The organism is Kineococcus radiotolerans SRS30216 = ATCC BAA-149 (assembly GCF_000017305.1).
GTDB classification, from domain to species: Bacteria; Actinomycetota; Actinomycetes; order Actinomycetales; family Kineococcaceae; genus Kineococcus; species Kineococcus radiotolerans.
The window spans coordinates 1,860,937-1,886,796 of record NC_009664.2 but is presented as its reverse complement, the minus strand read 5'-3'; the positions used below and the strand labels follow the sequence as shown (position 1 = coordinate 1,886,796).

23 protein-coding genes and 1 tRNA gene are annotated in these 25,860 nt (G+C 75.9%); 14 read left to right on the top strand and 10 right to left on the bottom strand.

The features are described from left to right. The first annotated feature begins 66 nt into the window (after positions 1-66). Both KRAD_RS09085 and yicI read left to right on the top strand, forming a co-directional pair. Positions 67-2,055 (top strand): beta-galactosidase, encoded by a 1,989-nt coding sequence (locus KRAD_RS09085; RefSeq protein ID WP_012085269.1) that lies wholly within the window; start codon positions 67-69, stop codon positions 2,053-2,055. Then, positions 2,052-4,367, top strand: a complete 2,316-nt coding sequence (gene yicI / locus KRAD_RS09080; protein ID WP_083782011.1) for an alpha-xylosidase — start codon at positions 2,052-2,054, stop codon at positions 4,365-4,367. The genes KRAD_RS09085 and yicI overlap by 4 nt, the downstream gene beginning before the upstream one ends. 25 nt (positions 4,368-4,392) lie before the next feature. Here yicI and KRAD_RS09075 read toward each other — a convergent pair whose 3' ends face one another. After that, positions 4,393-5,394 (bottom strand): LacI family DNA-binding transcriptional regulator, encoded by a 1,002-nt coding sequence (locus KRAD_RS09075; RefSeq protein WP_012085267.1) that lies wholly within the window; start codon positions 5,392-5,394, stop codon positions 4,393-4,395. 241 nt (positions 5,395-5,635) lie between these two features. Here KRAD_RS09075 and acs point away from each other — a divergent pair, with 241 nt between their 5' ends. The 5 genes from acs (at position 5,636) to KRAD_RS09050 (ending at position 11,467) form a co-directional block, all read left to right on the top strand. Then, positions 5,636-7,600 carry an acetate--CoA ligase gene (gene acs / locus KRAD_RS09070; RefSeq protein WP_012085266.1) on the top strand — a complete coding sequence of 655 codons (1,965 nt, stop codon included), beginning with the start codon at positions 5,636-5,638 and terminating at the stop codon, positions 7,598-7,600. Between the two features lie 79 nt (positions 7,601-7,679). Continuing rightward, the gene (locus tag KRAD_RS09065) at positions 7,680-8,684 is read left to right on the top strand and encodes an endonuclease/exonuclease/phosphatase family protein (protein WP_157873551.1); all 1,005 of its coding nucleotides are present in this window, start codon (positions 7,680-7,682) and stop codon (positions 8,682-8,684) included. 278 nt (positions 8,685-8,962) lie between these two features. Next, positions 8,963-9,460 (top strand): phage holin family protein, encoded by a 498-nt coding sequence (locus KRAD_RS09060; protein ID WP_012085264.1) that lies wholly within the window; start codon positions 8,963-8,965, stop codon positions 9,458-9,460. 40 nt (positions 9,461-9,500) lie between these two features. Further along, positions 9,501-10,418, top strand: a complete 918-nt coding sequence (locus KRAD_RS09055; RefSeq protein ID WP_012085262.1) for an alpha/beta fold hydrolase — start codon at positions 9,501-9,503, stop codon at positions 10,416-10,418. Positions 10,419-10,483: 65 nt separating this feature from the next. Next, the gene (locus KRAD_RS09050) at positions 10,484-11,467 is read left to right on the top strand and encodes a bile acid:sodium symporter family protein (protein ID WP_049821454.1); all 984 of its coding nucleotides are present in this window, start codon (positions 10,484-10,486) and stop codon (positions 11,465-11,467) included. Positions 11,468-11,477: 10 nt separating this feature from the next. Here the strand turns inward: KRAD_RS09050 and KRAD_RS25955 are convergent, their stop codons facing one another. From KRAD_RS25955 to nth, 3 genes are read right to left on the bottom strand one after another with little or no spacing between them, the layout of a single operon-like run. Next, entirely contained in the window at positions 11,478-12,686 is a 1,209-nt protein-coding gene (locus KRAD_RS25955) for a MarP family serine protease (RefSeq protein ID WP_012085260.1), read from the bottom strand. Beyond that, entirely contained in the window at positions 12,683-13,384 is a 702-nt protein-coding gene (locus KRAD_RS25950) for an NUDIX hydrolase (RefSeq protein WP_012085259.1), read from the bottom strand. Before KRAD_RS25950 ends, KRAD_RS25955 begins: the two co-directional genes overlap by 4 nt. Continuing rightward, positions 13,381-14,085, bottom strand: coding sequence for an endonuclease III (gene nth, locus KRAD_RS09035; RefSeq protein ID WP_012085258.1), 705 nt, complete (start codon positions 14,083-14,085; stop codon positions 13,381-13,383). The genes KRAD_RS25950 and nth overlap by 4 nt, the downstream gene beginning before the upstream one ends. Positions 14,086-14,233: 148 nt before the next feature. On the opposite strand from nth, the gene KRAD_RS09030 reads away from it, so the two are divergent. Both KRAD_RS09030 and KRAD_RS09025 read left to right on the top strand, forming a co-directional pair. Further along, positions 14,234-14,815, top strand: a complete 582-nt coding sequence (locus KRAD_RS09030) for a hypothetical protein (protein WP_012085257.1) — start codon at positions 14,234-14,236, stop codon at positions 14,813-14,815. A gap of 96 nt (positions 14,816-14,911) precedes the next feature. Continuing rightward, the gene (locus tag KRAD_RS09025; RefSeq protein ID WP_012085256.1) at positions 14,912-15,640 is read left to right on the top strand and encodes a Crp/Fnr family transcriptional regulator; all 729 of its coding nucleotides are present in this window, start codon (positions 14,912-14,914) and stop codon (positions 15,638-15,640) included. Here KRAD_RS09025 and KRAD_RS09020 read toward each other — a convergent pair. The 4 genes from KRAD_RS09020 to KRAD_RS09010 are packed head-to-tail and all read right to left on the bottom strand — an operon-like array spanning position 15,637 to position 17,422. Then, positions 15,637-16,398, bottom strand: a complete 762-nt coding sequence (locus KRAD_RS09020) for an MBL fold metallo-hydrolase (RefSeq protein WP_012085255.1) — start codon at positions 16,396-16,398, stop codon at positions 15,637-15,639. The two genes, KRAD_RS09025 and KRAD_RS09020, sit on opposite strands and share 4 nt — an antisense overlap. Next, positions 16,385-16,861, bottom strand: coding sequence for a RidA family protein (locus KRAD_RS09015; RefSeq protein WP_012085254.1), 477 nt, complete (start codon positions 16,859-16,861; stop codon positions 16,385-16,387). Before KRAD_RS09015 ends, KRAD_RS09020 begins: the two co-directional genes overlap by 14 nt. Beyond that, a complete protein-coding gene (locus tag KRAD_RS25620; RefSeq protein ID WP_085956128.1) occupies positions 16,858-17,019 on the bottom strand; it encodes a Sp36 family protein in 162 nt (53 codons plus the stop codon). The genes KRAD_RS09015 and KRAD_RS25620 overlap by 4 nt, the downstream gene beginning before the upstream one ends. Positions 17,020-17,071: 52 nt before the next feature. Continuing rightward, positions 17,072-17,422, bottom strand: coding sequence for a WhiB family transcriptional regulator (locus KRAD_RS09010; RefSeq protein WP_012085252.1), 351 nt, complete (start codon positions 17,420-17,422; stop codon positions 17,072-17,074). Between the two features lie 299 nt (positions 17,423-17,721). Here KRAD_RS09010 and KRAD_RS09005 point away from each other — a divergent pair, with 299 nt between their 5' ends. Together KRAD_RS09005 and KRAD_RS09000 are read left to right on the top strand one after the other, a co-directional pair. Beyond that, on the top strand, positions 17,722-20,187 hold the full coding sequence (locus tag KRAD_RS09005) for a penicillin-binding protein (protein ID WP_012085251.1): 2,466 nt from the start codon (positions 17,722-17,724) through the stop codon (positions 20,185-20,187). 162 nt (positions 20,188-20,349) lie between these two features. Beyond that, on the top strand, positions 20,350-21,033 hold the full coding sequence (locus tag KRAD_RS09000) for a GOLPH3/VPS74 family protein (protein ID WP_012085250.1): 684 nt from the start codon (positions 20,350-20,352) through the stop codon (positions 21,031-21,033). A gap of 36 nt (positions 21,034-21,069) precedes the next feature. On the opposite strand, the gene KRAD_RS08995 is transcribed toward KRAD_RS09000, so the two are convergent. Then, positions 21,070-21,537 carry a GatB/YqeY domain-containing protein gene (locus KRAD_RS08995; protein WP_012085249.1) on the bottom strand — a complete coding sequence of 156 codons (468 nt, stop codon included), beginning with the start codon at positions 21,535-21,537 and terminating at the stop codon, positions 21,070-21,072. Between the two features lie 57 nt (positions 21,538-21,594). On the opposite strand from KRAD_RS08995, the gene KRAD_RS08990 reads away from it, so the two are divergent. From KRAD_RS08990 to KRAD_RS24150, 3 genes are all read left to right on the top strand, one after another. Next, positions 21,595-22,521: a metallophosphoesterase gene (locus tag KRAD_RS08990; RefSeq protein WP_012085248.1), complete on the top strand. Its 927-nt coding sequence runs from the start codon at positions 21,595-21,597 to the stop codon at positions 22,519-22,521. 92 nt (positions 22,522-22,613) lie between these two features. Then, positions 22,614-22,690: transfer RNA gene (locus tag KRAD_RS08985), tRNA-Pro, on the top strand. 145 nt (positions 22,691-22,835) lie between these two features. After that, the gene (locus tag KRAD_RS24150) at positions 22,836-24,719 is read left to right on the top strand and encodes a SpoIIE family protein phosphatase (RefSeq protein ID WP_012085247.1); all 1,884 of its coding nucleotides are present in this window, start codon (positions 22,836-22,838) and stop codon (positions 24,717-24,719) included. Between the two features lie 109 nt (positions 24,720-24,828). Here the strand turns inward: KRAD_RS24150 and KRAD_RS08975 are convergent, their stop codons facing one another. Further along, positions 24,829-25,833, bottom strand: coding sequence for an aldo/keto reductase (locus KRAD_RS08975; RefSeq protein ID WP_012085246.1), 1,005 nt, complete (start codon positions 25,831-25,833; stop codon positions 24,829-24,831). Between the last annotated feature and the right edge of the window lie 27 nt (positions 25,834-25,860).

Genomic DNA, 25,860 nt, shown 5'->3' with positions numbered 1-25,860 from the left:
CACCGGGCCCCCGGGTGCCCGACCCACCCGTCCACGCCCCCCGGGGGGCGCAGCCAGAGGAGACTCGTGACCGACCACGCGGTGCGCCGCCCGCCGACCCTGCGCTTCGGCGGGGACTACAACCCCGAGCAGTGGGACGAGGCGACGTGGCGCGAGGACGTCGACCTCATGCGCCGCGCCGGGGTCGACCTCGTCACCGTCGGGGTGTTCAGCTGGGCGACGCTGGAACCCCGGCCGGGGGAGCGGGACTTCGGCTGGCTCGACACCGTCCTGGACCTCCTCCACGACCACGGCATCGGCGTGGACCTCGCCACCCCCACGGCCTCGCCCCCGCCGTGGCTGGGGCGCCTGCACCCGGCGACCCTGCCCGTGGACGCCTCCGGCACCGTCCTGCACTGGGGCTCGCGCAACCAGTTCTGCCCCTCCGCGCAGGAGTACCGCGACGCCGCCCTGAGCATCACCGGCGACCTCGCCCGCCGCTACGGCCGGCACCCGGCGGTGCAGCTGTGGCACGTGGGCAACGAGCTGGGGCAGTCCTGCTGGTGCGAGCGGACCGCGGTGCGCTTCCGGTCCTGGCTGGCCGCCCGCCACGGCGACCTCGACGGTCTCAACGCCGCCTGGGGCACGGCCTTCTGGAGCCAGCGCTACGGGCGGTGGGAGGAGGTCGTCCCCCCGCGCACCGCGCCGTACCTGCACAACCCCGCCCACCTGCTGGACTTCCAGCGGTTCTGCTCCGACACGCTGCTGGAGCTCTACCGCGCCGAGCGCGACGTCCTGCGCGAGCACTCCGACGCCCCGGTCACCACGAACCTCATGGGGTTCTCGCCCGTGGTGGACGGGCGCGCCGTGGGGGCCGAGGTCGACGTCGTCGCCAACGACCACTACGTCGACCCCGCCGACCCCCGCTCGCACGTGTTCGCCGCCCTGACCCACGACCTCGTGCGGTCCCTGGGCGGCGGGGCCCCGTGGCTGCTCATGGAGCAGGCCACCGGGGCGGTGAACTGGCGCCCGCACAACCCCCCGAAACCCGCGGGGCGGTTGCTGACCGACTCCCTGCAGGCCGTGGCCCGCGGGGCGGACGCGGTCTGCTTCTTCCAGTGGCGGGCCTCGCGCGCGGGCAGCGAGCAGTTCCACTCCGCGATGCTGCCCCACGCCGGGCCCGACACCGCGCGGCACCGGGAGGTCCGCGAGCTCGGGGCCCTGCTGGGGCGGCTGGACGCGGTCGCCGGCACCCCCGTGCCGGCGCGCGCCGCCCTCGTGCACGACTGGAGCAGCTGGTGGGCCTCCCGGGGGCCGGCGCGCCCCACCGACCGCCTGCGCGTCGAGGAGCAGCTGCTGGCCCACTACGAGCCGCTGTTCGCCCGCGGCGTCACCACCGACGTGATCGGCCCGGACGACCCCCTGGAGCCGTACCGGCTCGTCGTGGTGCCGGCTCTGCACCTGCTCGAACCCGCCCCCGCCCGGCGGCTGGCGGAGTGGGTGCGCGCCGGCGGCACGCTCCTGGTCGGTCCCGGCACCGGCCTCGTCGACCGCGACGGCGCCGTCGAACCCGGCCGGTTCCCGGTGCGGCTGCGCGACCTGCTCGGCGCCTCCGGGGAGGAGCACCACCCCCTGGTGGAACCCTCCCCGTGCACGGGGGAGCTGGGGGAGTTCCTCGTCGCCGACTACGCCGAGCGCGTGCGCAGCGACGGCGCCGAGGTGCTCGCCGCCCACGCGGGCGGCGACCTCGACGGGGTGCCGGTCGTCACCCGCCACGCCGTCGGCGCCGGCCGCGCCTGGTACTGCTCGGCGCTGCTGCCGCCGGCCGCCCTGGACGGCGTCCTGGCCCGGTGCCTGGCGGAGACCGGCCTGGCGGGGGAGCTGGACGGTGTCCCCGCCGGCGTGGAGGTCGTGCGCCGCGGCCCGGCCCTGTTCGTCCTCAACCACACCGGGGGGCCGGTGAGCGTCGACCTGGGCGCCACCGCCCGCCGCGACCTCGTCGGCGGGCAGACGCTCGCCGGCCGAACCGTCCTCGCGCCCCGTGCGGGCGCCGTCCTCGTGGAGGAGAGCACGTGAAGTTCACCGACGGGTACTGGATGCTGCGTCCGGGGTTGCAGGCCCTGCGCCCGCGCGCCGTCGACGACGTGGAGGACCTCGGCGACGCGCTGCGCGTGTTCGCCCGGACCCGGCCCGGCGACGGCCGCGGCGACACCCTGAACCAGGCGCTCATCACCGTCACGCTCACCTCCCCCGCGCCCGACGTCATCGGCGTGACGATCGAGCACTTCCGCGGCGGCGTGGAGCGCGGGCCGCGGTTCGCCCTGACGCGCGAACCCGTCGACGTCGTCACCGTCGTCGACGAGCGCGGGGCCAGCCTCACCTCCGGGGGGCTGACGGCGCGGGTTCGCCGGGAGGGGCCCTGGGCGCTGGACTTCCTCGCCGGGGGGCGCCGCCTGACGGGTTCGGCCGACCGCAGCGTCGGCGTCGTCACCGACGCGCAGGGCCGCACGTTCGTGCACGAGCAGCTCGAGCAGGCCGTCGGGGAGCACTCCTTCGGCCTGGGGGAGCGGTTCGGCGCCTTCGTCAAGAACGGCCAGTCCGTCGACGTCTGGAACGCCGACGGCGGCACCAGCAGCGAGCAGGCCTACAAGAACGTGCCGTTCTACCTCACCGACGCCGGCTACGGCGTCTTCGTCGACCACCCCGGCCTGGTGTCGTTCGAGATGGGGTCCGAGGCGGTCTCGCGCAACCAGTTCTCCGTCGAGGGCCAGCGGCTGACGTACTACGTCATCCACGGGCCCAGCCCCAAGGACGTCCTGCGCCGCTACACGGCCCTCACCGGCCGCGCCCCCCGGGTGCCGGCCTGGTCGCTGGGGCTGTGGCTGTCCACGTCGTTCACGACCGACTACGACGAGGCGACCGTCACGTCGTTCGTGCAGGGCATGGCCGAGCGGGACATCCCGCTGTCGGTGTTCCACTTCGACTGCTTCTGGATGCGCGCCTACCACTGGTGCGACTTCGTCTGGGACCCCGCCACCTTCCCCGACCCGGAGGGGATGCTCGCCCGGCTGCGCGAGCGGGGCCTGCGCACCAGCCTGTGGATCAACCCCTACGTCGCCCAGCGCTCGCACCTCTTCGACGAGGGGGCGCGGCTGGGGCACCTCGTGCGCCGCGCCGACGGCAGCGTGTGGCAGTGGGACATGTGGCAGGCGGGCATGGCGCTGGTGGACTTCACCAGCCCCGCCGCGACCGCCTGGTTCCAGTCCAAGCTGCAGGCGCTGCTCGACGCGGGCGTCGACGCGTTCAAGACGGACTTCGGCGAGCGCATCCCCACCGACGTCGTCTGGCACGACGGCTCCGACCCGGAGTTCATGCACAACCAGTACGCCCAGCTCTACAACGCGGCCGTCTTCGAGGTGCTGCGCCGCCACCGCGGGGAGGGCGAGGCCGTGGTGTTCGCCCGTGCCGCCACCGCGGGCGGTCAGCAGTTCCCGGTGCACTGGGGCGGCGACTGCGAGTCCACGTTCCCGGCGATGGCGGAGTCGCTGCGCGGCGGGCTCTCGCTGGCCCTGTCCGGGTTCGCGCACTGGAGCCACGACATCGGCGGTTTCGAGGGGTCCCCGGACCCGGAGGTGTTCAAGCGGTGGGCCGCGTTCGGCCTGCTGTCCTCGCACTCGCGCCTGCACGGTTCCGGTTCCTACCGGGTGCCGTGGCTGATCGACGAGGAGTCGGTGGACGTCGTGCGCACCTTCACCCGCCTGAAGATGCGCCTGGTGCCGTACCTGCTCGCCGCGGCGGAGGAGGCCGCCACCACCGGCGTGCCGATCATGCGCCCGATGGTGCTGGAGTTCCCCGACGATCCCGCGGCCGTGGTGTGCGACCGGCAGTACCTGCTGGGCCCGGACCTGCTCGTGGCCCCGGTGTTCTCCGCCGACGGGGAGGTGAGCTACTACCTGCCCGAGGGGTGGTGGACGGAGTTCGCCACCGGGCGGCGGGTGCGCGGCGGGCGCTGGGTGCGGCGGCGGGTGGCCGTCGACGAGGTGCCGCTGCTGGTGCGCCCGGGGGCCGTCGTGCCCGTCGGGGCGCACGCCGACGGGCCGGAGTACGCCTGGAACGACGGGGTGGAGCTGCGGGTGTTCGCCCCCTCCGAGGGCGACGTGCGCCGCGTCGCGGTGCCCGCCCCCGGCGGCGGGGAGCCCGCCGTGTTCGAGGTCCGCACCCGCGGGGGCCGGACCGCGGCGGAGCTGGTGTCCGGTTCCTCCCGCGACTGGCGCCTGGTCGTCGTGCCCGACCCCGACGCCGCCCCGGACCCCGCCGCGGTCGGGCCGGTGCGCATCGGCGCCCCCCGGCCCGGCACCGACGAGCCCGCCCCCGCCGCGCGGGGCTGACCGGCGCGCGGCGGCGCCCCGCGGGTCACCCCCGGGGCGCCGCCGTGCTGCCGCGGTCCTCCAGGCGGGCGCCCAGCAACCGCGTCTCCGCGGTGCGCTCGCCGCCGATGCGGGCCACCAGCATCTCCACCGCGGTCCGCCCGATCTCCGGGACGGGCACGGTCAGCGAGGTCAGCGGCCGGGGCAGCTCGTCGCCGGCGCTGGCCGCGATGGTGACGATGGAGACGTCGCCGGGCACCGAGAGGCCTTCCTCGGCCAGCAGCGCCAGCAGGGCCGGCAGCGCGGCCTCGTTGTGGACCACCAGCGCGCCCACCCCGGGCAGCCCGGCGCGCACCGCGTCCAGGGCGCGCCGGACCCCGGCCGGCCCCGGTTCGCACGGCTGGTGCACCGCCTCCACCCCCGCCGCGCGCGCCGCGTCGAGGAACCCGTCGCGCACCCGCTCGGCGTAGCCGGCGTGGCGGTCCAGCGCCCGCGGCGGGGAGGCCAGGAACGCGATCCGCCGGTGCCCCAGCGCGCTCAGGTGCGTCACGACCGTGCGCGCGGCGCCGACGAAGTCGAAGTCGACGCAGCTCAGGCCGCGGGGGTCGCGCGGCACCCCGATGAGCACGGTGGGCCGGTCCAGCCCGGTCAGCACCTCGACGCGCGGGTCGTCGGCCTCGATGTCCATGACCAGCAGGCCGTCCACCAGCGACCCGGCGCTGACCCGGCGCAGGCCGGCGTCCTCCTCCTTGGTCAGCAGCAGCACGTCGAGGTCGTGCCCGCGCGCGGTCGTGGTCACCGACCGCACGAACTGCATGATGACGTTGACGTCGACGTCCTCGCGCAGCGGGGCGACGAGACCGATGACGTCGGTGCGGTTGGACGCCAGGGCCCGCGCCCCGGCGTGCGGGCGGTAGCCCAGTTCCGCGATGGCCCGGTGCACGCGCGAGCGCGTGGCCGGTGAGATCGTCCGCTTGCCGCTGAGCACGTACGAGACGGTGCTCGTCGACACGCCCGCCGCTGCGGCGACGTCCACGATGGTGGCCACGACAACTCCTCGTCCACGCCGCGCGGTGCGCGGTCGCTGCACCGTACCGCTGCGCGGGCCCCCCGCGGGAGCCGGTCGCGATCCCCGCGCCCGGGGCCTCCCCGCCGCCGGATCGGGTGCGGCGCACCGCGAGCCCCCGCCCGCCGCCGGTCCGCGGCCGCGTCGCGACGCGGACGGGACGGGAGGTGGCTAGCCTCACCCGCGTACGCAGTGGACGAGCAGTCCGTCGAGGAGGACGAGCGTGAGCACCGACCCGAGCACCCAGCAGGAGCCCACCACCGGCTCCGGGACCTTCGCCCCGGACCCGGAGTTCGCGGCCGGGGCCGTCGCGCGGGCCGACCTGTACGACCGGGCCGCCGCCGACCGGCTCGGGTTCTGGGCGGAGGTGGCCCGTGAGCACGTCACCTGGGACACCGACTTCGACGAGGTCCTGGACTGGTCGAACCCGCCGTTCGCGAAGTGGTTCGTCGGCGGGAAGCTCAACGTCGCGGTGAACTGCGTCGACCGCCACGTCGCCGCCGGGAACGGCGAGCGCGTCGCCCTCCACTTCGAGGGCGAACCCGGCGACACCCGGGCGGTCACCTACGCGCAGCTGCACGAGCAGGTGCAGCGGGCTGCGAACGTGCTGGCCGGGCTGGGGGTGCGCGCCGGGGACCGGGTCGCGATCTACCTGCCGATGCTCGTGGAGTCGGTGGTGGCGATGCTGGCGTGCGCGCGCCTGGGCGCGGCGCACTCGGTGGTGTTCGGCGGGTTCTCCGCCGACGCGCTGCACTCCCGCATCGACGACGCCCAGGCCAAGGTCGTCATCACCTGCGACGGTTCCTACCGCCGCGGCAAGCCCACGACCCTCAAGCCCGCCGTGGACGCGGCGCTGGCCAAGGGCGCCCCGTCGGTGACCGGCGTCCTCGTCGTGAAGCGCAACGGCGAGGCCGTGGACTGGGTCGAGGGCCGCGACGTGTGGTGGGACGAGGCGCTGGCCGCGGCCGCGCCCGTGCACGAGGCGGAGGCCTTCGACGCGGAGAACCCGCTGTTCGTCCTCTACACCTCCGGCACCACGGGCAAGCCCAAGGGCATCCTGCACACCTCCGGGGGCTACCTCGTCCAGACCGCGTACACGACGCGCACCGTCTTCGACGTGCAGCCCGGGCGCGACGTGTACTGGTGCACCGCCGACGTCGGCTGGGTCACCGGGCACAGCTACGTCGTCTACGGCCCGCTGGCCAACGGCCTGACCCAGGTGATCTACGAGGGGACCCCCGACACCCCCGACAAGGACCGCTGGTGGTCGCTGGTGGAGAAGTACGGCGTCACCGTCCTCTACACCGCGCCCACGGCGATCCGGACCTGCATGAAGTGGGGCGAGGAGTACCCCGCCCGCCACGACCTGTCCTCGCTGCGGGTGCTGGGCAGCGTGGGGGAGAACATCAACCCCGAGGCGTGGTCCTGGTACCGCCGCGTCATCGGCGCCGACCGCACCCCGATCGTCGACACCTGGTGGCAGACCGAGACCGGCGCGCAGATGATCGCCCCGCTGCCCGGGGTCACCAGCCTCAAGCCGGGTTCGGCGCAGGTCCCGCTGCCGGGGATCGTCGCCGAGGTCGTCGACGACGCCGGTGAGCCCGTCCCGCACGGGCAGGCCGGGTACCTCGTCCTGAGCGAGCCGTGGCCGGCGATGACGCGCGGCATCTGGGGCGACGAGCAGCGGTTCCGGGACACCTACTGGGCCCGCTTCCCGGGCCGGTACTTCGCCGGCGACGGCGCCAAGCGCGACGAGGACGGCGACATCTGGCTGCTGGGCCGCGTCGACGACGTCATGAACGTCTCCGGGCACCGCCTCTCCACCGCCGAGATCGAGTCGGCCCTGGTCAGCCACCCCGACGTCGCCGAGGCCGCCGTCGTGGGGGCGACCGACGAGACGACCGGGCAGGCCGTCGTGGCCTTCGTCATCCTCCGCGGCGGCCACGAGGAGGGGCCGGGGACCGTCGCGGCCCTGCGCGACCACGTCGCGAAGGAGATCGGCCCCATCGCCAAGCCGAAGTCGATCATGGTGGTGGCGGAGCTGCCGAAGACCCGCTCGGGCAAGATCATGCGCCGCCTGCTGCGCGACGTCGCCGAGCACCGCCCCACCGGCGACGTCACGACCCTGACCGACTCCACGGTCATGGACGCCATCACCGCCGGGATGAACGCCCCCGCCGGGGACTGAGCACCACCCGCACGCGATCTCCACCGCACCCCCGCGCCCCCGCCCTCCCCGGGGGGCGGGGGTGCGGCACGCTCGGGACGTGCAGCGATCCCCGCGACCCCGCCGGCCGGCCGCCCTCGCCGGGACGGTGGTCGCCACCGGCGTCGTCGCCGCCGGGGCGGCGGTCGTGGGTGCCCCGGACCTGTTCGGGCTCGCCGGTTCCCGCCCCTTCGTGTGGAGCGTGCCGTTCCGCCTGGCCACCGCCGCCGGGCTGGGCGGGCTCGCCGCCCTCGTGGGCCTCGCCGGTCTGCGCTGGCGGCGGGTGCTGCCCCCGGCGCTCGCGCTCGCGGTCGTCGCCGCGGGCTCGCTGGCGACCACCGGCGTCCGCGGCCTCTCCGCGGGCGAGCTGCCCCCCGCCCGCGCCGGCGACGTCACCGTCCTCGCCGCCAACGTCCTGCACGGGCAGGCCGACCCGGCCGCCCTGACCCGCCTCGTCGTCGACGGCGGCGCCGACGTCGTCTCGCTGCCGGAGTCCGACCTCGCCCTGGCCGAGGACCTCGCCGCCCGCGTCGAGGCCGCCACCGGCACCCCGGTGCAGGTCTTCCACCTCCGCGACCGCGGCCGCAGCCGGTTCGGGACGGCACTGCTGGTCTCCGCGCGCCTGGGGGAGTACCGCGCGACGGGTGAGCTCACCGACGGGGTGAAGGCCGTGGTGACCGCCGCACCGGTCTCGGGGACGGGTCCGGTGCTGGCCGCCGCGCACACCGCGGCGCCCGTGCCGGACCTGCTGGAGCCCTGGGCGGTGGAGGTGCGGGCCGTCGCGGACTGGTGCGCGGCCACCCCCGGCGCCATCGTCGCCGGGGACCTCAACGCGACGCTGGACCACCCGGGGCTGCGGCTGCGGGGCTCCTGCGTGGACGCCGGGGCGCAGACCGGCACCGGCGCGCGCGGGACGTGGCCGGCGCGGGTCCCGGCGCCGCTGGGCGCGACCATCGACCACGCCCTCGCCGACGGGAACGCCTGGCGCGCGGTGGGTTCGCGGGTCGAGGACGTCCCCGGCAGCGACCACCGGGCCCTGCTCTCGCGCTGGCGGCCCGTCACCTGAGGGTGGCTGCGCGCACCCCCGCCTGCTCCGATCGGGGGAAAGACCGCGCCGGCGCGTTTGACTTCGCGAGAACCCCCGCGCGAGGAGGTTGAGAGTCGTAGTGTCGTCCTGGTCGTCGCTCGTCCCCCTGTACGAGAGCGACCTCGGCGTCGTCGTCGGTCCCCCCGCCGGCGGCGACGCGCTCCCCCTCCCGTGCACGCGCGGGGCCGAACTCCTAGGGTTCACCCCGCGCACCCGTCACCCGCGCGGTGCGCGCAGCCTGGGCCTAGGAGGACTCCATGACCACCCTGAACGACCGTCCCGTCGGTGCGCCCGAACGCACGATCGGTCAGCTCGTGGCCGACGCGACCAAGGACATGAGCGAACTCGTCCGCTACGAGATCGCCCTCGCCAAGGCCGAGATCACCGCCGACGTGAAGAACGGCGCCATCGGCGGCGGCCTCTTCGGCGTCGCGGGCCTCTTCGGCTTCGTCGCCTTCGTCTTCCTCGGCATCACCGTCGCCTTCGCCCTGCACGAGGGGGCGGGCTGGCCGATCTGGCTGAGCTTCCTCGTCGTCGCGGCCGCGATGCTCGTCGTCGCCGGCCTCGCCGCGGCCGTCGGCTTCGGCCGCATCAAGCAGGTCAAGCCGCCGGAGCGCACCATCCGCACCACCAAGGACAGCATCGCCGCGATCAAGGCCGCGGCCACCGGCAAGCCCGTCGCCAAGACCATCGCGGCCGGTCCCTCCGCCGGCCCCGTCGCCGTCGGCCCGGGTTCGCACAGCGTCAAGCACTGAGGACCGGGCGGGGCGCCGACGAGGGGGGACGAGGACGGGCGTGGGCGTTCCCCCGACCGACGTCTCGGCCGTCCTGGTCGAGGGGCCGTGGCGGCACCGGCTGGTCGCCGCCCACGGCGCGCGGTTCCACGTCGCCGAGCTCGGTGAGGGGCCGCTGGTCCTGCTGCTGCACGACTTCCCGCAGTTCTGGTGGGCGTGGCGCGCCCAGGTCGTGGCGCTGGCCGCGGCCGGCTACCGCGCGGTCGCGATGGACCTGCGCGGCTACGGCGCCTCCGACAAGCCCCCCCGCGGCTACGACACCCCCACCTCCGCCGCCGACGTGGCCGCCGTCGTACGCGCCCTCGGGGAGCGCGACGCCGTCGTCGTCGGGCACGGGATCGCCGGCCGCACGGCGTGGGCGCTGCCGTCGCTGCACCCGGAGGAGGTCCGCGGCATCGTCGTCGTGGGCGCGGCGCACCCGCTGCTCTCCCGCCACGTCCTGCGGGAACGGCTCGGGGAGGCCAGCGGGCTGGCCACCACCCGCACCGCCTTCGCCCGCCAGCTGCCCGCCCTGCCCGAGCGCCGGCTGGTGAGCGGGGACGGGGTGGAACGGGTCCTGCGCGAGCGCTCCGGGCCCGGCTGGCCCGCCCCGGCCGACGTGGAGCGCTACCGCGAGGCGATCCGGGTCCCGTTCGTGGCCCACTCGGCGCTGGAGTACCACCGCTGGATCGCGCGCTCGGCCCTGCGCGCCGACGGGCGGCGGTTCGCGGCCGCCCTGCGCGGCGGGGTCGAGGTCCCCGTCCTGCAGGTGCGCGGCGAGCTGGACCCCACCGTCCCGGCCGGGGCGCTGGAGGCGGCCGGGCGCTACGCCCGCGGGCCGCACCGGGTGGTGGAGGTGCCCGGGGTGGGCCACCACGTCCCCGAGGAGGCCCCGGAGCGGATGACGACGACCCTCACGGGGTGGCTCGCCCGCTGGTGAGCCCACCGGTGAGCCCGCGGGGCCCGGTCCCCGCCCCCGGCCGGGTCGTGGCACCCTCGTCCCCCGTGGAGACGGTGCGGGGAGTCAGCGCGTTCGTCGGTCGGTGGTTCGCCCTGATCGTGCTCGCGGCGGGTGCGGTGGCGCTGGCGTTCCCGCCGGCGTTCGCGGGGTGGTCACCGGCCGTCCCGTGGCTGCTGAGCGTGATCATGCTGGGCATGGGGATGACCATGCGCCCCGCGGACTTCGCGATCATCGGCCGGCGCCCCTGGGCGCTGCTGCTCGGCGTCGCGGCGCAGTACACGATCATGCCGCTGCTGGGGTTCGGGGTCGCCCACCTGCTGGGGCTCTCCGCGGTGCTGACGGCCGGGATGATCCTCGTGGGCGCCGCGCCCGGGGGGACCGCCTCCAACGTCATGGTCTACCTGGCCAAGGGCGACACCCCGCTGTCGGTGGCCATGACCTCGGTGTCCACGCTGATCGCCCCCGTCCTCACCCCGCTGCTGGTGCTGGCCCTGGTGGGGGAGTCCCTGCCGGTCGACGGCTGGGCCATGTTCCGCTCCATCCTGCAGATCGTCCTCGTGCCGGTCGTGCTCGGCCTGCTGCTGCGGCTGCTGCTGCCGCGGGTGGTGGAGCGCTGCCTCGACGTCCTGCCCCTGCTCTCCGTGCTCGGCATCACCGCGGTGGTGCTCGCCGTCGTCGCGGGCAGCGCCTCGACGCTGCTGGAGGTCGGCCTCGTCCTCGTCCTGGCCGTCGTCCTGCACAACGTGGGCGGTCTGGCGCTGGGGTACGCGGTGGGCCGCGCGACGCGCATGCCGGTGGCGAGCCGGCGGGCCATCAGCATCGAGGTGGGCATGCAGAACTCCGGGCTGGCCGCCGCGCTGGCCACCGTCTACTTCGCCCCCGCCGCGGCCCTGCCGGCCGCGATCTTCTCCGTGTGGCACAACGTCTCCGGCTCCCTCCTCGCCACCCGCTGGTCGCGCCGGCCCGTCCCGGTCGCCGACGTGAGCGCGCTGGAGGCGCAGGGCGCGGACGGGTCGCGGGCCCGCTGAGCGCACGGCCTCACTCGCCGGTGGTGCAGCCCCCGGTCGGCACCGGCGCGGTGCTGCTCCCGGCCTCGGCGAGCACCCGGTCAAGCTCCCGCGGGGTCAGCGCGTAACCGGTCTCCTCGTCGTCGAGGGACTTCGCGAACACCACCCCGGCGACCTCGCCGTCCTCGGTGAGCAGCGGGCCGCCGGAGTTGCCCGGCTGCACCTGCGCGTACACGGAGTAGACCTCACGCACGACGTCGGTCGTGTCGTAGACGTCGCGGCCCTGCGCGCGCAGCACCTCGCGCACCCGGCCCGGCTGCACCGCGTAGGGGCCGTCCAGGGGGAAGCCCACCACGAGGGCCGCGTCCCCGCGGGCCAGCTCCGCCGCGCGCGGCAGGGGGGCGGCGTCGAGGCCGGGCACGTCGAGCACGGCCAGGTCCAGGCCCGGGTCGTAGGCCACGACCGTCGCCGGGTGCTGCGGCCCCTCCCCGCCGGGCTGCACGAGCGGGTCGGTGACCCCGGCCACGACGTGGGCGTTGGTGACGACCCGCGCGGAGCCCCCGACCCGCCCGGCGACGAAGCCGCTGCCCTCCAGGCCCCGGCGGCAGGAGCGCGCCACCCCGGTGACCTTGACGACGCCGGCGCGCGCCGCGCGCAGCCCCTCGGTCTCGCGCAGCGGGCCGGGCGGGTCGACGGTGGTGATGGGCTCCGCACCCAGGCCGGTGAAGACCCGGGGGAAGCCGTTGGCCCGGGCCGCGGCCCAGAACGTCGAGAGCAGGTCCCCGGCGCCGGGGGGCACGAGGCCGTCGACCGCGCTCACGACCCGGGAGCCGGTGACCGCCTGCACGACCCGCGGCAGCGGGGCGGTGCGCGCCGCGCCCGCGACGACCCACACCACGAGCAGCGTCGCCACCAGCCCCGCGACGGCCCCGAGGACGGCGTCGGCGAGGCGCGCCGGGCGCCAGCGCACGTGCGCGCGCAGCCGCGCCCCGAGGAGGCTCAGCAGCAACCGCCCCAGGACGGCCAGCAGCACGGTCCCCAGGACCACGACGAGGGTCCGCTGGACCCCGGGGGGCCAGTCGTCCACGACCCGGGGCAGCGCGAGGACCCCGGCGGCCGCCCCGCCGACGAGGCCGAGGAGCCCGGCGAGGCCGACGAGGAACCCCTCGCGGTAGCCCGCGACGAGCTGCACGAGCAGCAGGACCGCGAGGAGGACGTCGAGGACGCCGGAGGGGCTCACGCGCCGGCCCCTGCCCAGTCCAGGGCCTGCTCCAGGGACAGCTCCGCGACGGCCGTCGCGGGCGGGGGCGGCCGCAGCCCGCCGAGGTCCAGGACCCGCACCAGGACCTCCGCGGTGAAGCCCCACACCAGCAGCCCGCGCACGGCGAACGCCGGCCCGACGTAGGCCCCGGGCCCGCCGGGGCCGCGGACCCGGCGGACGGCGCCCTCGGCGAAGAGCTCCGCCAGCGGGACCCGCTCCACCCGCGCGACCTCGGAGGGGTCCACGACCCCGACGGGGCAGGGCGCGTGCCAGTGCCCGACGACGCAGGTCACCCGGTGCCCGGAGTGCGCCAGCGCCAGCGGCGGCAGCTGCCCCAGGACGCTCACCCCGCCCGGTTCCAGCCCGGTCTCCTCCTCGGCCTCGCGCAGCGCGGTGGCGGCGGCGTCGGCGTCGCCCGGGTCGCTGCGCCCGCCGGGGAAGGCGACCTGGCCGGAGTGCTGGCGCAGCGTCCCGGCCCGTTCGGTGAGCAGCACCTCGGGACCGCCGGGGCCCTCGGCGAGCAGCACGAGGACGGCGGCAGGACGGCTCGCGGCGGCCGCGGCGGCGGCTGCGGTGCCCGGGTCGGGGGAGCGGTCCGCGCGCCAGCGCAGGTCGGCGGCGGTGACCGTCGGCAGCCGCGCGGCCAGCGGCTGCAGCCACCCCGGGAGCGCGCTCACGCCAGCGCCGCCGCGGGACCCCGCTTGACCAGCGCCGCGGCCCGGACCGGGTCGGTCTCGCCGATCCCCGCCGAGGGGCACAGCCGCGCCACCGGGCAGGCCCCGCAGGCCGGGCGCCGGCTGTGGCAGGTCCGGCGGCCGTGGAAGATCATCCGGTGGTTGAACATGGTCCAGTCCTTGCGCTGGATCAGCCCGGCCAGGTCGCTCTCCACCTTCACCGGGTCGTCGTGGGTGGTGAACCCCAGCCGGCGCGAGAGCCGCCCGACATGGGTGTCGACGGTCAGCCCCGGCACCCCGAACGCGTCGCCGAGGACGACGTTGGCGGTCTTGCGGCCCACCCCGGCCAGCCGCACGAGGTCCGCCTGCCGGCCCGGGACCTGCCCGCCGTGCTCGGCGACCAGCTGCGCGGACATCCTCAGCAGGGAGTCGGCCTTGGCCCGGAAGAACCCCGTCGGCCGGATCAGCGCCTCCAGCTCGTCGCGGTCGGCGCCGGCGAGGTCGGTGGCGGTGGGGTAGCGGGCGAACAGCGCCGGGGTGACCTGGTTGACGCGGGCGTCGGTGCACTGGGCGGAGAGGATCGTCGCGACCAGCAGCTCGAACGGGTCGCGGAAGTCGAGCTCGCAGTGGGCGTCGGGGTAGCGCTCGGCCAGCAGTCGGTGCACCCGCCGGGCGCGACGGGTGCGGGCCAGCTCCGTCTCCACCCCTGGACCCTACGACGGCGCCCCGACGGACCCGACCCGTCACCCCGCGGACCCGTGCACCGCAGCACGGGTGCGGTCGGGTGACGGGGGACGACCGGGAGGGTGACACCGCATCAAGGGCCCTCCGGGCGGCGACGACACCCACGTCATGACCAGGCACGACGCCGATCCCGACGGCGCCTCCGAGACGGACCTCCTCGAGGCGATGCTGACCCCCGTCCTGTCGGAGGTCCTCGAGGACGCCGACGCCCTGCGCTGCGGCAACGCCGTGCGGGTGGAGCTCGCCGAGCTGCCGCTGCCCGCGCTGCGCCGCCGCCGCGGGCTGCTGCAGGACGAGCTGCGCCGCGTGCAGCACTGGACGCGGCTGGTGCGGGCCCGGCTGGACCTCGTGGTCGCCACGGCCTGCGGCCCGGAGGAGCTGCAGGTGCCCGTCGAGGCCGCCTGCCACGGCGGGCCGCTGGACCGGCTGCTCGGCGGCGCGGGACCGGGGGAGGCCCTGCTGCCCGACGCGCTCGTCGAACGCGCCCTCGACCCCGGCCACGGGCTGCGCGGGCTGCTGGTCCTGGAGCGCCCGGCCGGCTCGGCGGACCTGCAGGAGCAGCTGCGGGAGCTCTCCGGCGCCCAGCGCCGGCTGGCGGGGTACGAGGCGGCCCTGCTCGCCGAGCTGGCCGTCGCCACCGACGTCCTCGCCGAGCGCTGCCGGGCCCTGTTCCGGCGCGCGGGCGGCTGAGGCCCGGTCCCGCAGGGCCCGGTGGCGGTTCGTGCGGCACACTGTCGGGACGTGGGTCGGAGTGATGCGCGTCACGACAGCACGGGAGGTCGGTCGGTGGAGCACGGGCAGGTCGAGGGCATCCCGGAGCCGGTGCGTCTCGGTGACCGCCCCGGTGACGTCGTCCGCCGGGCTCCGCTGTTCGCCGCCCTGGACGACGACGCCGCCGGCGAGCTGCTGGAGACGATGGAGTCGGTCCACCTCGGCCGGGGCGAGCAGCTGTTCGCCGAGGGTGAACCCGGCGACCGCGTCTACGTGGTCCGCACCGGCAAGATCAAGCTGGTCCGCAGCTGGCCGGACGGGCGGGAGAACCTCCTCGCCGTCCTCGGCCCCGGCGAGATGTTCGGCGAGCTGTCCCTCTTCGACCCCGGGCCCCGGACGAGCTCCGCGCGCGCCGTCTCCGAGGCCGAGCTCATCGCGCTGGGCCACGACGACATGCTGCGCTGGCTGGCCCGGCGCCCCGAGGTCGCCCGCCACCTGCTGCAGGCGCTGGCCCAGCGGCTGCGCCGCACCAACGTGACCCTGGCCGACCTCGTCTTCACCGACGTCCCCGGCCGCGTCGCCAAGGCCCTGCTCGACCTCGCCCGCCGCTTCGGGCGGCCCATCGCCGACGGTCAGCTCGTGGCCCACGACCTCACCCAGGAGGAGCTCGCGCAGCTCGTCGGGGCCTCGCGCGAGACGGTGAACAAGGCCCTGGCCGACTTCGCCTCCCGCGGGTGGCTGCGCCTGGAGGCGCGCGCCGTCGTCCTGCACGACGTCGAGCGCCTGGCGCGCCGGGCCCGCTAGGGCAGCTCCAGCCCCAGGTGGGCCAGCTGCGCGCGCACCGACAGCGCGGCGGCGCGCGCGAGGGTCCCCTCCAGCGGGCCGTGCACGGCGAGGACGACCGCGTCGACGTCGCGCGCCCCGGCGGCGACGGCGGCGCGCACCTGCTCCAGCCGGTCGAGGCGGTGGGCGAGCTGAGCGGCGAGGGCGGCGCGGACGTCGGTGCGGGCCGGGCCGTGACCGGGCAGCAGGACGCTCGCCCGGCCGACGAGGTCGAGCAGGGTCCGCAGCGAGGCCAGGTAGCGGCCGAGGTCGCCGTCGGCGGCGAGGACGGTGCTGCCGCGCCCGAGCAGGGTGTCGCCGGTGAGCAGCTCGCCGGTGCCCAGCACGACGCTGACGGAGTCCGCGGTGTGCCCGGGGGTGGCGAGGACGTCCAGGACCAGCCCGGCGGCGTGGTGGCGCCCGGGCCGGCGGGCGACGGGGGCGGGGTGTCCGGCGAGGAACGCGTCCAGGCCGCCGACGTGGTCGTGGTGGTGGTGGGTGGCGACGACGAGGGCGACGACGCGCCCGGCCAGCGCGCGCTCGATCGCGGCGCGGTGGGCGGGGTCGTCCTCGCCAGGGTCGACGACCACGGCCGCCGGGGAGCCGGGGGCGCCCAGCAGCCAGGTGTTGGTGCCCTCCAGCGTCATCGGCCCGGGGTTGGGCGCGAGGACGCAGGTGGCCCGGTCGGTGACCGGGCCACCCGTCCAGCGCCGCGGGGCGGCCGCGTCAGGAGCGGACACGCACCACGATCTCGACCTCGACGGGGGAGTCCAGCGGCAGCACGGCGACGCCGACGGCGCTGCGGGCGTGCCGGCCCCCGAAGACCTCCCCGAGCAGGTCGGAGGCGCCGTTGACCACGCCGGGCTGCCCGGTGAAGGACGGGTCGCTGGCCACGAAGCCGGTGACCTTGACGACGCGGGCGATGTCGTCGACGGAGCCGAGCACGCTCGCGGCGGCCGCGATCGCGTTGAGCGCGCACGTCGCGGCGAGGCGCTGGGCGGTCTCGGGGTCGACGAGGCCCTCGCCCGTGCCGACCTTGCCGGTGACGGCGAGCCGGCCGTCGACGAACGGCAGCTGGCCGGAGGTGAGGACGAGGTCGCCGTCGCGCAGCGCGGGCACGTAGGAGGCGACGGGCGCGGCCACGGGCGGCAGGGTCAGCCCGAGCGCGACCAGGCGGGCCGCGGGGCTCTGCGCGTCGCTCACCGCTCGCCGCTCGGGCGCTTGAGGTAGGCGACGAGGCCGTTGCCGTCGGGGCCGGTGAGGACGGTGACGAGCTCCCAGCCGTCGCTGCCCCACTGGTCGAGGATCTGCTTCGTCGCGTGGACGATCAGCGGGACGGTGGCGTACTCCCAGGTGGTCATGGCCGCCACCGTAGTGGCCCCCGGCCGCGGAGGGGCCGGGGGCGGTGCGGGCTCAGACGGCCGCGCGCGCGTCCTCGAGCACGAGGGCGGACACGGCACCGGAGCCGGTGACCTCGGCGGTGGCGCTCCCGAGGTGCGCGTCGCGCGCGGTCTCCAGCAGCCGGCGCCAGGACTGCACGTTCGGGCGGCGCTTGAGCAGCGCCCGCCGTTCCCGCTCGGTCATCCCGCCCCAGACGCCGAACTCGACGCGGCTGTCCAGCGCGTCGGCCAGGCACTCGGTGCGCACGGGGCACCCCCCGCAGATCTGCTTGGCGCGGTTCTGCGCCGAGCCCTGCACGAACAGCTCGTCGGCCTCGGTGGCCTTGCAGGCTCCCCGGCTCGCCCACTCCAACGTCCACGCCATGACGGCCCCTCCCGTCGACGCCTCCCCCGGTCCGGTGCCCTGGGCACCGGTTCCCCCCGGTTCGTGCGATCCCTGTGAATCCCCCTGAGTGCCCCACGTCGAGCACTCCCGCAGCGTATTGTCGGCCGGGACACGGTCCTAGAGCCCCTTGTGACGAACCTGGGTAGTCACTTCGGGCTAACCCACCGTCACCCACACGGGTCGACGCAGCGTTGCGCTCCGGTCACGATCCTGCGGAGCGCTCGCGGAGGACTCGTGCGTTCCCGGGACGCACCCGGCCCGGCGCTTACCCTGTCGTCATGGCTCCTCGCCCCACCTCGCACCCGCGGCGCCCCGTCCTCCGGCTGCTCGCCGCGTTCGCAGCCGTCAGCGCCGCCGGCGGGGTCCTCGGCGCCGGGCTGGTCGTCCCGGCCGTTGCCGCCACCGGCAACCTGACGAGCCAGGGCGTGGACATCTTCAACGAGCTGCCCGGCGACCTGGGCGACAAGTCGCTGTCCGAGGCCTCCACGATCCTCTGGGGCGACGGGACGGTGATGGCGAAGGTCTACGACCAGAACCGCAGCGTCATCACCTTCGACCAGATCGCCCCCGTCATGCGCGACGCGATCGTCTCCATCGAGGACGACCGCTTCTACCAGCACGGGGCGGTGGACCTGAAGGGCATCGCGCGCGCCCTGGTGTCCAACGCCGGGGGCGGCGGCACCCAGGGTGCCTCGACGCTGACCCAGCAGTACGTGAAGAACGTGCTGGTCCAGCAGGCCGTGCAGGAGGGCGACACCCAGGCCGCCGCCGCCGCGGTCGAGCACGAGGGCGTCGACGGCTACGCGCGCAAGCTGCGCGAGATGAAGCTCGCGGTGGGCGTGGAGAAGGAGATGTCGAAGGACGACATCCTCACCGGCTACCTCAACGTCGCGTACTTCCAGAACAACGTCTACGGCATCGAGGCCGCGGCGCAGTACTACTTCTCCAGGGCCGCGATCGACCTCACCCTGCCGGAGTCGGCGCTGCTGGCCGGCATGGTGCAGAACCCGGCCGCGTACAACCCGGTGAAGTACCCCGACGCGGCGGTGAAGCGGCGCAACGTCGTGCTGGACCGGATGCTGGAGGTCGGCAAGATCGACCAGGTCACCCACGACCAGGCCGTGGCGACGCCGCTGGACCTGCGCCGCAACCCCAGCCGGCAGGGCTGCCTGGCCGCCGGGACGGCGGCGTACTTCTGCACCTACGTCGTGCGCGTCGTGGAGACCGACCCGGCCTTCGGCGCCACCGAGGAGGACCGCCGGCGGCTGCTGCGCAGCGGCGGGCTGACGATCAAGACCACGCTGGACCCCACCGTCCAGCAGATCACCCAGGACTCGGTGAACAGGGGCGTCAACCCCGGGCAGCTGGCCCGCGCGGCCGCCTCGGTCGTGCAGCCGGGCACGGGCAGCATCCTGGCGATGGCGCAGAACACCACGTACTCCCCCGACGACGACCAGATCGGGGTGACGACCTACAACTACAACGTCAGCGAGGCCATGGGCGGCACCCAGGGCTTCCAGCAGGGGTCGACGTTCAAGGCGTTCACCCTCGCGACGTGGCTGAAGGCCGGCAAGTCCCTGGACTCCACCGTCGCCGCTCCCAGCCGGGGCGACGACCCGTTCAGCGCCTTCACCAGCTGCGGGCAGAAGATGCGCGGCGGCCGGTACCCCTACAGCAACTCCGAGGGCGGCGGCGGGGGCGTGATGAGCGTCCGCCAGGCCACCGCGAAGTCGGTGAACACCGCCTACGTGTCGATGGAGAAGCAGCTGGACCTCTGCGACATCGGCGCCACCGCCCAGTCCCTGGGGGTCTACAAGGGACGGGTGGGGGAGAACTTCCCCACCGGCCAGACCAACGCCGACCTCGACCTCTACCCGTCGCTGACCCTGGGCACGAACCTCGTCACCCCGCTGGCCGTCGCCGGCGCCTACGCCGCGTTCGCCGCCGAGGGCAACTTCTGCCGCCCCACCGCGATCAGCGAGGTCCTCGACACCGACGGCAAGCCGCTGGCCATCCCGTCCGCGGACTGCAAGCAGGTCCTCGACGTCAACGTCGCCCGCAACGTCACCGAGGCCCTGCAGGGCGGCTGGACCGGCGGCACCGCCGCGTCGGTCGGGGGCAAGTCGCTGCTCAAGGGCCGTCAGGTCGCGAGCAAGACGGGGACGACGAACAAGAGCTTGGACACCTGGTTCGCCGCCTACACCCCGCAGCTGGCCTCGGCGGTGTGGGTGGGCCACGAGACCCCGAAGTCGCCCATCGGGGAGCGGATCAACGGCGTCCGGCGCGGTCGCGTCTTCGGCGCCACGATCGCCGGCCCGATCTGGACCGGCATCGTCGGGCCCGCCTCCGACGCCCTGAACCTGCCCAAGGCGACGTTCACCCCGGGCAGCAACGACGGCCTGAAGACCACCACCAGCGACGGCCGCACGAGGGTCCCCAGCGTCGTGGGGCGCAGCGTCGCCTCCGCGACGAGCGAGCTGCAGGCCGCCGGGTTCAAGGTCAGGGTCGCCGGGGGGACGGTGTCCTCGCAGTCCGTCCCCAAGGGCCGGGTCGCCTCCCAGAGCGCCCGCTCCGCCGCGGCCGGCGCAACGATCACCATCACCCGCAGCTCCGGGCCCGCCCCGGTGCGGACGCAGGAACCGGCGCCCGAGCCGACGCAGCCGGCCGCCGAGAGCCCCGCGGCCCCGCAGCCGCCCGCGGAGCAGCCCCCGGCCCCGGCTCCGGCCCCGGACGCCCAGGGCTGACCCCGCACGACCCCGACGGCGAGCCGGGGAGCCCCTTCGGCTCCCCGCGCTCGCCGTCGTCGTTCCCGGGCGGGGTTCCGGTGCGGGTCCCCGGCCCCTGGCCGCTCGCGGGGGCGTCCTGGCAGGCTGGAGGGGCTCGGACCGCACGCACCGGAGGTTCCCGTGGACGCACCGCTCGTGGACGACGTCACCCTGCTCCTGCTGAACCCGGAGTCGGGGCGGCCGCTGACCGACGCCACCCGCCTCACCGCGGTGCTGCCGGGAGCGGTGCTGATGGACCTGGCGCTGCGCGAGCGCCTGGAGAGCGACCCCAGCCGCTGGGGCGGGGCGAAGCTGCGGGTGCGTGACGCCTCCCCGACGGGCGACGCCGTCCTCGACGACGCGCTGCAGCGGCTGGAGGGGCGCACCACCCACACCCGGACCGCGGTGCAGCGCCTCGGGGGCCGTCGCCTCGCCCGCGCCGTGCGGAACCGGATGGTGGCGCGCGGGGTGCTGCGCCACGAACCGGGCGGCTTCCTGCGCTTCGCCCGCGACCACCCCGACCCCGCCGCGCGCAAGGCGCTGGTGGCGCAGGTGGCGTCCGCCCTGGACGCCGCGGACCCCGCGCAGGTGCCCCCGCGCGCCGCGGCGCTGGTGTCGCTGCTGCACTCCGTGGGTGCCGTGCCCCGCGTCGTCCCCGACCTGGGGTGGTCGCGCCGTCAGGCCACGGACCGGGCGAAGGCCGTCGTGGAGGCCATGGCGCAGGGGGAGTGGGCCGGGGCCGCGGTGTCCGACGCGGTCCGCGCGGCGCAGGCCGCGGTGGTGAGCGCCGTCGTCGCCAGCACCGTCGTCACGACCAGCAGCTGACCCGCTCCGGCCCGCACGGCGGACCGGAGCCGCCGCTCAGGCCTGCAGGCGGGCCCGCACCGCCCCGGAGAGCCGCTTGCCGTCGGCGCGCCCGCCGACCTTCGGCTTCAGCTGCGACATGACGGCACCCATCGCGCCCATGCCGGTCAGGCCCTCGGCGGTGGCGATGAGGACGGCCTCGTCGACGAGGGCGTCGAGCTCCTCGTCGGTCAGCGGGGTCGGCAGGTACGTCTCGATGACGGACAGCTCCGCGGTCTCGCGCTCGCCCTGCTCGGCGCGCCCGGCGCCGGCGAACGCCTCGGCGGCCTCGCGGCGCTTCTTCGCCTCCCGCTGCAGGACGGCGACGACCTCGTCGTCGGACAGGGTGCGCGCGGACTTCCCGGCGACCTCCTCGGCGCGGATCGCCGTGAGGACCATCCGCAGCGTCGCCGACCGCAGCTCGTCGCGGGCCTTCATCGCGGTGGTCAGGTCGGCCTGCAGGGAGTCCTTGAGGGTGTCGCTCACGCCGTCATCCTCCCACCCCCGTCGAGCGGGTTGCCGGGACCGCGCGAGGATGGCGGGATGGCAGGATCGTCGCGCGTGTTGAGGGCCGTCGCCGGGACCGCCGGAGCGGCGGCGCTGGCCGGTGCGGCCGGGGTCGGGTACGCCGCCGGGTACGAGGTGCGGGCCTTCGCACTGCGCCACGCCCTCGTCCCCGTGCTGCCCGTGGGGGCCGCGCCGCTGCGGGTCCTGCACCTGTCCGACCTGCACCTCGTCCCGCGCCAGCACCGCAAGCGCGCCTGGGTCGCGGCGCTCGCCGACCTCGAACCGGACCTCGTCGTCGTCACCGGGGACAACCTCGCCGCCCACGACGCCGTGCCCGCGGTGCTGGAGACGTACGCCGGGCTGCTGACGCGGCCGGGGGTGTTCGTGCTGGGCTCCAACGACTACTGGGCGCCGCGCCCGCGCAACTGGTCGAAGTACCTGCTGGGGCCCTCCTCGCACGCCGTCGGCGAGGAGGCCGTGCCGCTGCCCACCGCCGACCTCGTCCGCGGCTTCACCGACGCCGGCTGGGTGGACCTCGACAACGCCCGCGCGCGCCTGGGCGTCGGGGCCCTGGACGTGGAGTTCGTCGGCGTCGACGACCCGCACCTGGGCTACGACCGCTACGACGACGTCGCCGGCCCCGCCGCCCCCGACGCCGACCTGACCATCGCCGTCACCCACGCCCCCTACCGCCGGACCCTGGACGCCATGACCGCCGACGGCGCCGCCCTCCTCGTCGCCGGCCACACCCACGGCGGGCAGCTCTGCGTGCCCGGCTACGGGGCGCTGGTCACCAACTGCGACCTGCCCCGCGAGCAGGTCTCCGGCCTGTCCCGCTGGTCCGCGGGCGGCCACGACGCCTGGCTGCACGTCTCCGCCGGCCTCGGCACCTCCCCCTACGCCCCCCTCCGCTTCGCCTGCCGCCCCGAGGCGACCCTGCTGGAGCTCGTGCCCCGCCGCTGACCCGGGGCCGGGTGCGGCCGGGTGGGGGAGGGTGGTTCGGAGCGACGCCCGGAGTGGGCTATCCTCGTCGAGGTCGCGCAGTCAGCGACCATCGGGGTGTGGCGCAGCTTGGTAGCGCGCTTCGTTCGGGACGAAGAGGCCGCAGGTTCAAATCCTGTCACCCCGACCAGCAAGACCGCAGGTCAGAGGCCCGGAACCGCGAGAGCGGGACCGGGCCTTCGTCGTCCGCGGACCCTGCCGTTCCCGCCATCGCCGACCCCCGCGAGCCCTACGATGGCGCCCGGGCGCAGGGCCCGGTCTCCTCGAGGAACGGGATGCAGTCGGTGACGGACGTCTCGCGCTTGGACCTGGCCGCCGTGTTCGACGCCGTGCCCACGTCCTACGCCGTGCTCGACACCGACCTGCGGTTCGTGGCCGTGAACCAAGCCTTCCTGGAGTCGTCGGGGCGTTCGCGCGGGGACCTCATCGGCCGGCTGGTCTTCGACGTCTTCCCCGACAACCCGGACGACCCGGAGGCCCACGCGACGGCGAACCTCGAGGCGTCGCTGCGCCGGGTGCTGCGGACGGGCCGGCCGGACACGATGCCGCTGCAGAAGTACGACGTCGCCGGTTCCGACGGGGTGTTCCGTCCCTTCTGGTGGAGCCCGGTGAACGCGCCGGTGCTGGACGAGGACGGGCGGGTGGTGCTGCTGCTGCACCGCGCGGAGGACGTCACCGCCTACGTCACCGAGCGGCAGGCGCAGCGCTTCGACGCCGGCGTCGACCTCTACGACGTCCCCGAGGACCGCCACCGCGCGGAGGCGGACCTCTACGTGCGGGGGCAGGAGCTGCGCGCGGCGCTGACCGCGGAGGCGGTGCTCGCGCAGCGGCTGGCGGGCGTCGTGCAGGTGGCGCTGTCGCTCTCCGCGGCGCAGACCGTCGCGGAGCTGACCGACATCGTCGTCGGGCGCGGTCTGGGGGTGCTGGGCGCGGGCGGCGGGGCCGTGGCCGTGCGGACCGAGGCGGGCGACGCCCTGGAGCTGACCCTGACCGCGTCGCTGGGGGAGCGGGCCCGCGGCGCCTTCGGGCGCGTGCCGCTGGACAGCCCGCTGCCGGTGGCCGTGGCCGCCGCCACCGGGGAGGTCGTGGTGCTGCCCGACCGCGCGGCGGCCCTGGCCTTCACGCCGCACATGGAGGAGGCCGTGACCAGCACCGGCCTCGGCACGTGGGTGTCGCTGCCGCTGCAGGCCGCGGGGCGCTCGCTGGGGGGCCTGACCATCGGATGGCGCGAGCCGCAGGACTTCACCGACCGCGACCTCGAGCTGGTGAGCGCCTTCGCCGCCCAGTGCGCGCAGAGCCTGGCCGCGGTGCAGGCCCACGAGCAGGAGCGCCGGGTGGCGGGGGAGCAGCGTCGCCTGTCGGAGACGTTGCAGCGCAGCCTGTTGACGGCTCCCTTCGAGCCGGACCACCTGCAGATCGCGGTGCGCTACCTGCCGGCCGCGGCCGATGCGAAGATCGGCGGCGACTGGTACGACTGCTTCCTCGCCCCCAGCGGCGTCACCACCCTCGTCGTCGGGGACGTCGCCGGGCACGACCGCGACGCCGCGGCCGCCATGGCGCAGCTCCGCAACCTGCTGCGCGGCGTGTCGATGACCCTCGGTGAGCCGCCCGCGGCGGTGCTGGCGGGGCTGGACCGGGCCGCGCACCACCTCGGGGTCGGCGTCATCGCCACCGCCGTGGTGGCCCAGGTGGAGCAGACCCCCGCCGAGAGGGCCGCCGGGCTGCGGACCCTGCGGTGGTCCAACGCCGGGCACCCCCCGCCCGTCCTCATCGACGCCGACGGCACCGCGCGGCTGCTCCAGACCCCGCCGGACCTGCTGCTGGGCCTGCTGCCCGACGCCGCCCGCACCGACCACACGGTCACCCTGGAACCGGGCGCCACCGTCGTCCTCTACACCGACGGCCTGGTGGAGCGCCGCGGCGCACCGCTGCCGGACGGGCTGGAGTGGCTGCGCACCACCCTGGAGCAGCTGCACCACCTGAGCGCCGAGGAGCTCTGCGACGCGCTGCTGGCCCGGCTCGACGGGGCGGCGGAGGACGACATCGCCCTCCTCGTGCTGCGCGCCCACCCCGAGGACGGGCCCCGCCCCGCCGAAGCCGGACCGCAGGTCCTGCCGCCCACCTCGCCCGGGGCGGCTCCGCCCCTGGCCCAGCCGTAGCGGGACGCCCCGGCGGGCGGTCGCCCCGCCGGTGCGCCGGAGGCCCGGCCCCGCGGGAGCGGTACCGGGTCCCCGGGCTCGTCGGCGACCGACCGTCGGCGACCGACCGTCAGCGGTGCACGGTCGACATGTCCGGGTACCGGTCCCCGGCCGTCACACCCACCGGCAGGACCGCGTCGAGGCGCGCGAGGTCCCCGGCGGTGAGCTCCACGCCCACCGCGTCGAGGTTCTCGGCCAGGTAGGTGCGCCGCTTCGTCCCGGGGATGGGGACGACGTCCTCGCCCTGCGCGAGCAGCCAGGCGAGCGCCACCTGCCCCGCGCTCGCCCCGCGCTCCGCGGCCAGCGAGCGCACCTCGTCGACGAGCTGGAGGTTGCGCTGGAAGTTCTCGCCCTGGAAGCGGGGGTTGGCGCGGCGGAAGTCGTCGGCGGCGAGGTCGTCGACGCTGGTGATGGCCCCGGAGAGGAACCCGCGGCCCAGGGGGGAGTAGGGGACGAACCCGATCCCGAGGTCGCGGACCGTGGCCAGGACGCCGTTCTCCTCCACGTCGCGCGTCCACAGCGACCACTCCGTCTGCACGGCGGTGACGGGGTGGGTGGCGTGGGCGCGGCGGATCGTGTCCGGGGCGGCCTCGCTGATGCCGAGGTGGCGGACCTTGCCGGCGGTGACGAGCTCGGCCATCGCGCCCCAGGTCTCCTCCACGGGGACGGTGGGGTCGACGCGGTGCTGGTAGTAGAGGTCGACGTGGTCGACGCCGAGGCGCTGGAGGCTGGCGTCGCAGGCGGCGCGCACGTAGTCGGGGGTGCCGTTGACGCGGCGGGTGCCGTCGGGGCGGCGCTCGTTGCCGAACTTCGTGGCGAGGACGACGTCGTCGCGGCGGGAGGCGATCGCGCGGCCGACGAGCTGCTCGTTGGTGAAGGGGCCGTACATGTCGGCGGTGTCGAGGAAGGTGCCGCCGGCGTCGAGGAAGGCGGCGATGGTGGCCAGCGACTCCTGCTCGTCGCCGGCGCCGTAGAACTCGCTCATGCCCATGCAGCCGAGGCCGAGGGCGGAGACGGTGAGGGCGGTGCCGTGCTCGGCGCTGCCCAGGACTCGGGTCGGCAGGTGTTCGGTCATGGCGCCGAGCCTGCGCCTTCGAGCGCG

Bases quoted from the DNA above. Each gene is read 5' to 3' on its own strand.
- KRAD_RS08990 (WP_012085248.1), top strand. From the start codon at position 21,595: ATGGCAGGATCGTCGCGCGTGTTGAGGGCCGTCGCCGGGACCGCCGGA.
- KRAD_RS09005 (WP_012085251.1), top strand. From the start codon at position 17,722: ATGGCTCCTCGCCCCACCTCGCACCCGCGGCGCCCCGTCCTCCGGCTG.
- KRAD_RS24150 (WP_012085247.1), top strand. From the start codon at position 22,836: ATGCAGTCGGTGACGGACGTCTCGCGCTTGGACCTGGCCGCCGTGTTC.
- KRAD_RS09060 (WP_012085264.1), top strand. From the start codon at position 8,963: ATGACCACCCTGAACGACCGTCCCGTCGGTGCGCCCGAACGCACGATC.
- KRAD_RS25620 (WP_085956128.1), bottom strand. From the start codon at position 17,019: ATGACCACCTGGGAGTACGCCACCGTCCCGCTGATCGTCCACGCGACG.
- KRAD_RS09030 (WP_012085257.1), top strand. From the start codon at position 14,234: ATGACCAGGCACGACGCCGATCCCGACGGCGCCTCCGAGACGGACCTC.
- KRAD_RS09010 (WP_012085252.1), bottom strand. From the start codon at position 17,422: ATGGCGTGGACGTTGGAGTGGGCGAGCCGGGGAGCCTGCAAGGCCACC.
- KRAD_RS08975 (WP_012085246.1), bottom strand. From the start codon at position 25,833: ATGACCGAACACCTGCCGACCCGAGTCCTGGGCAGCGCCGAGCACGGC.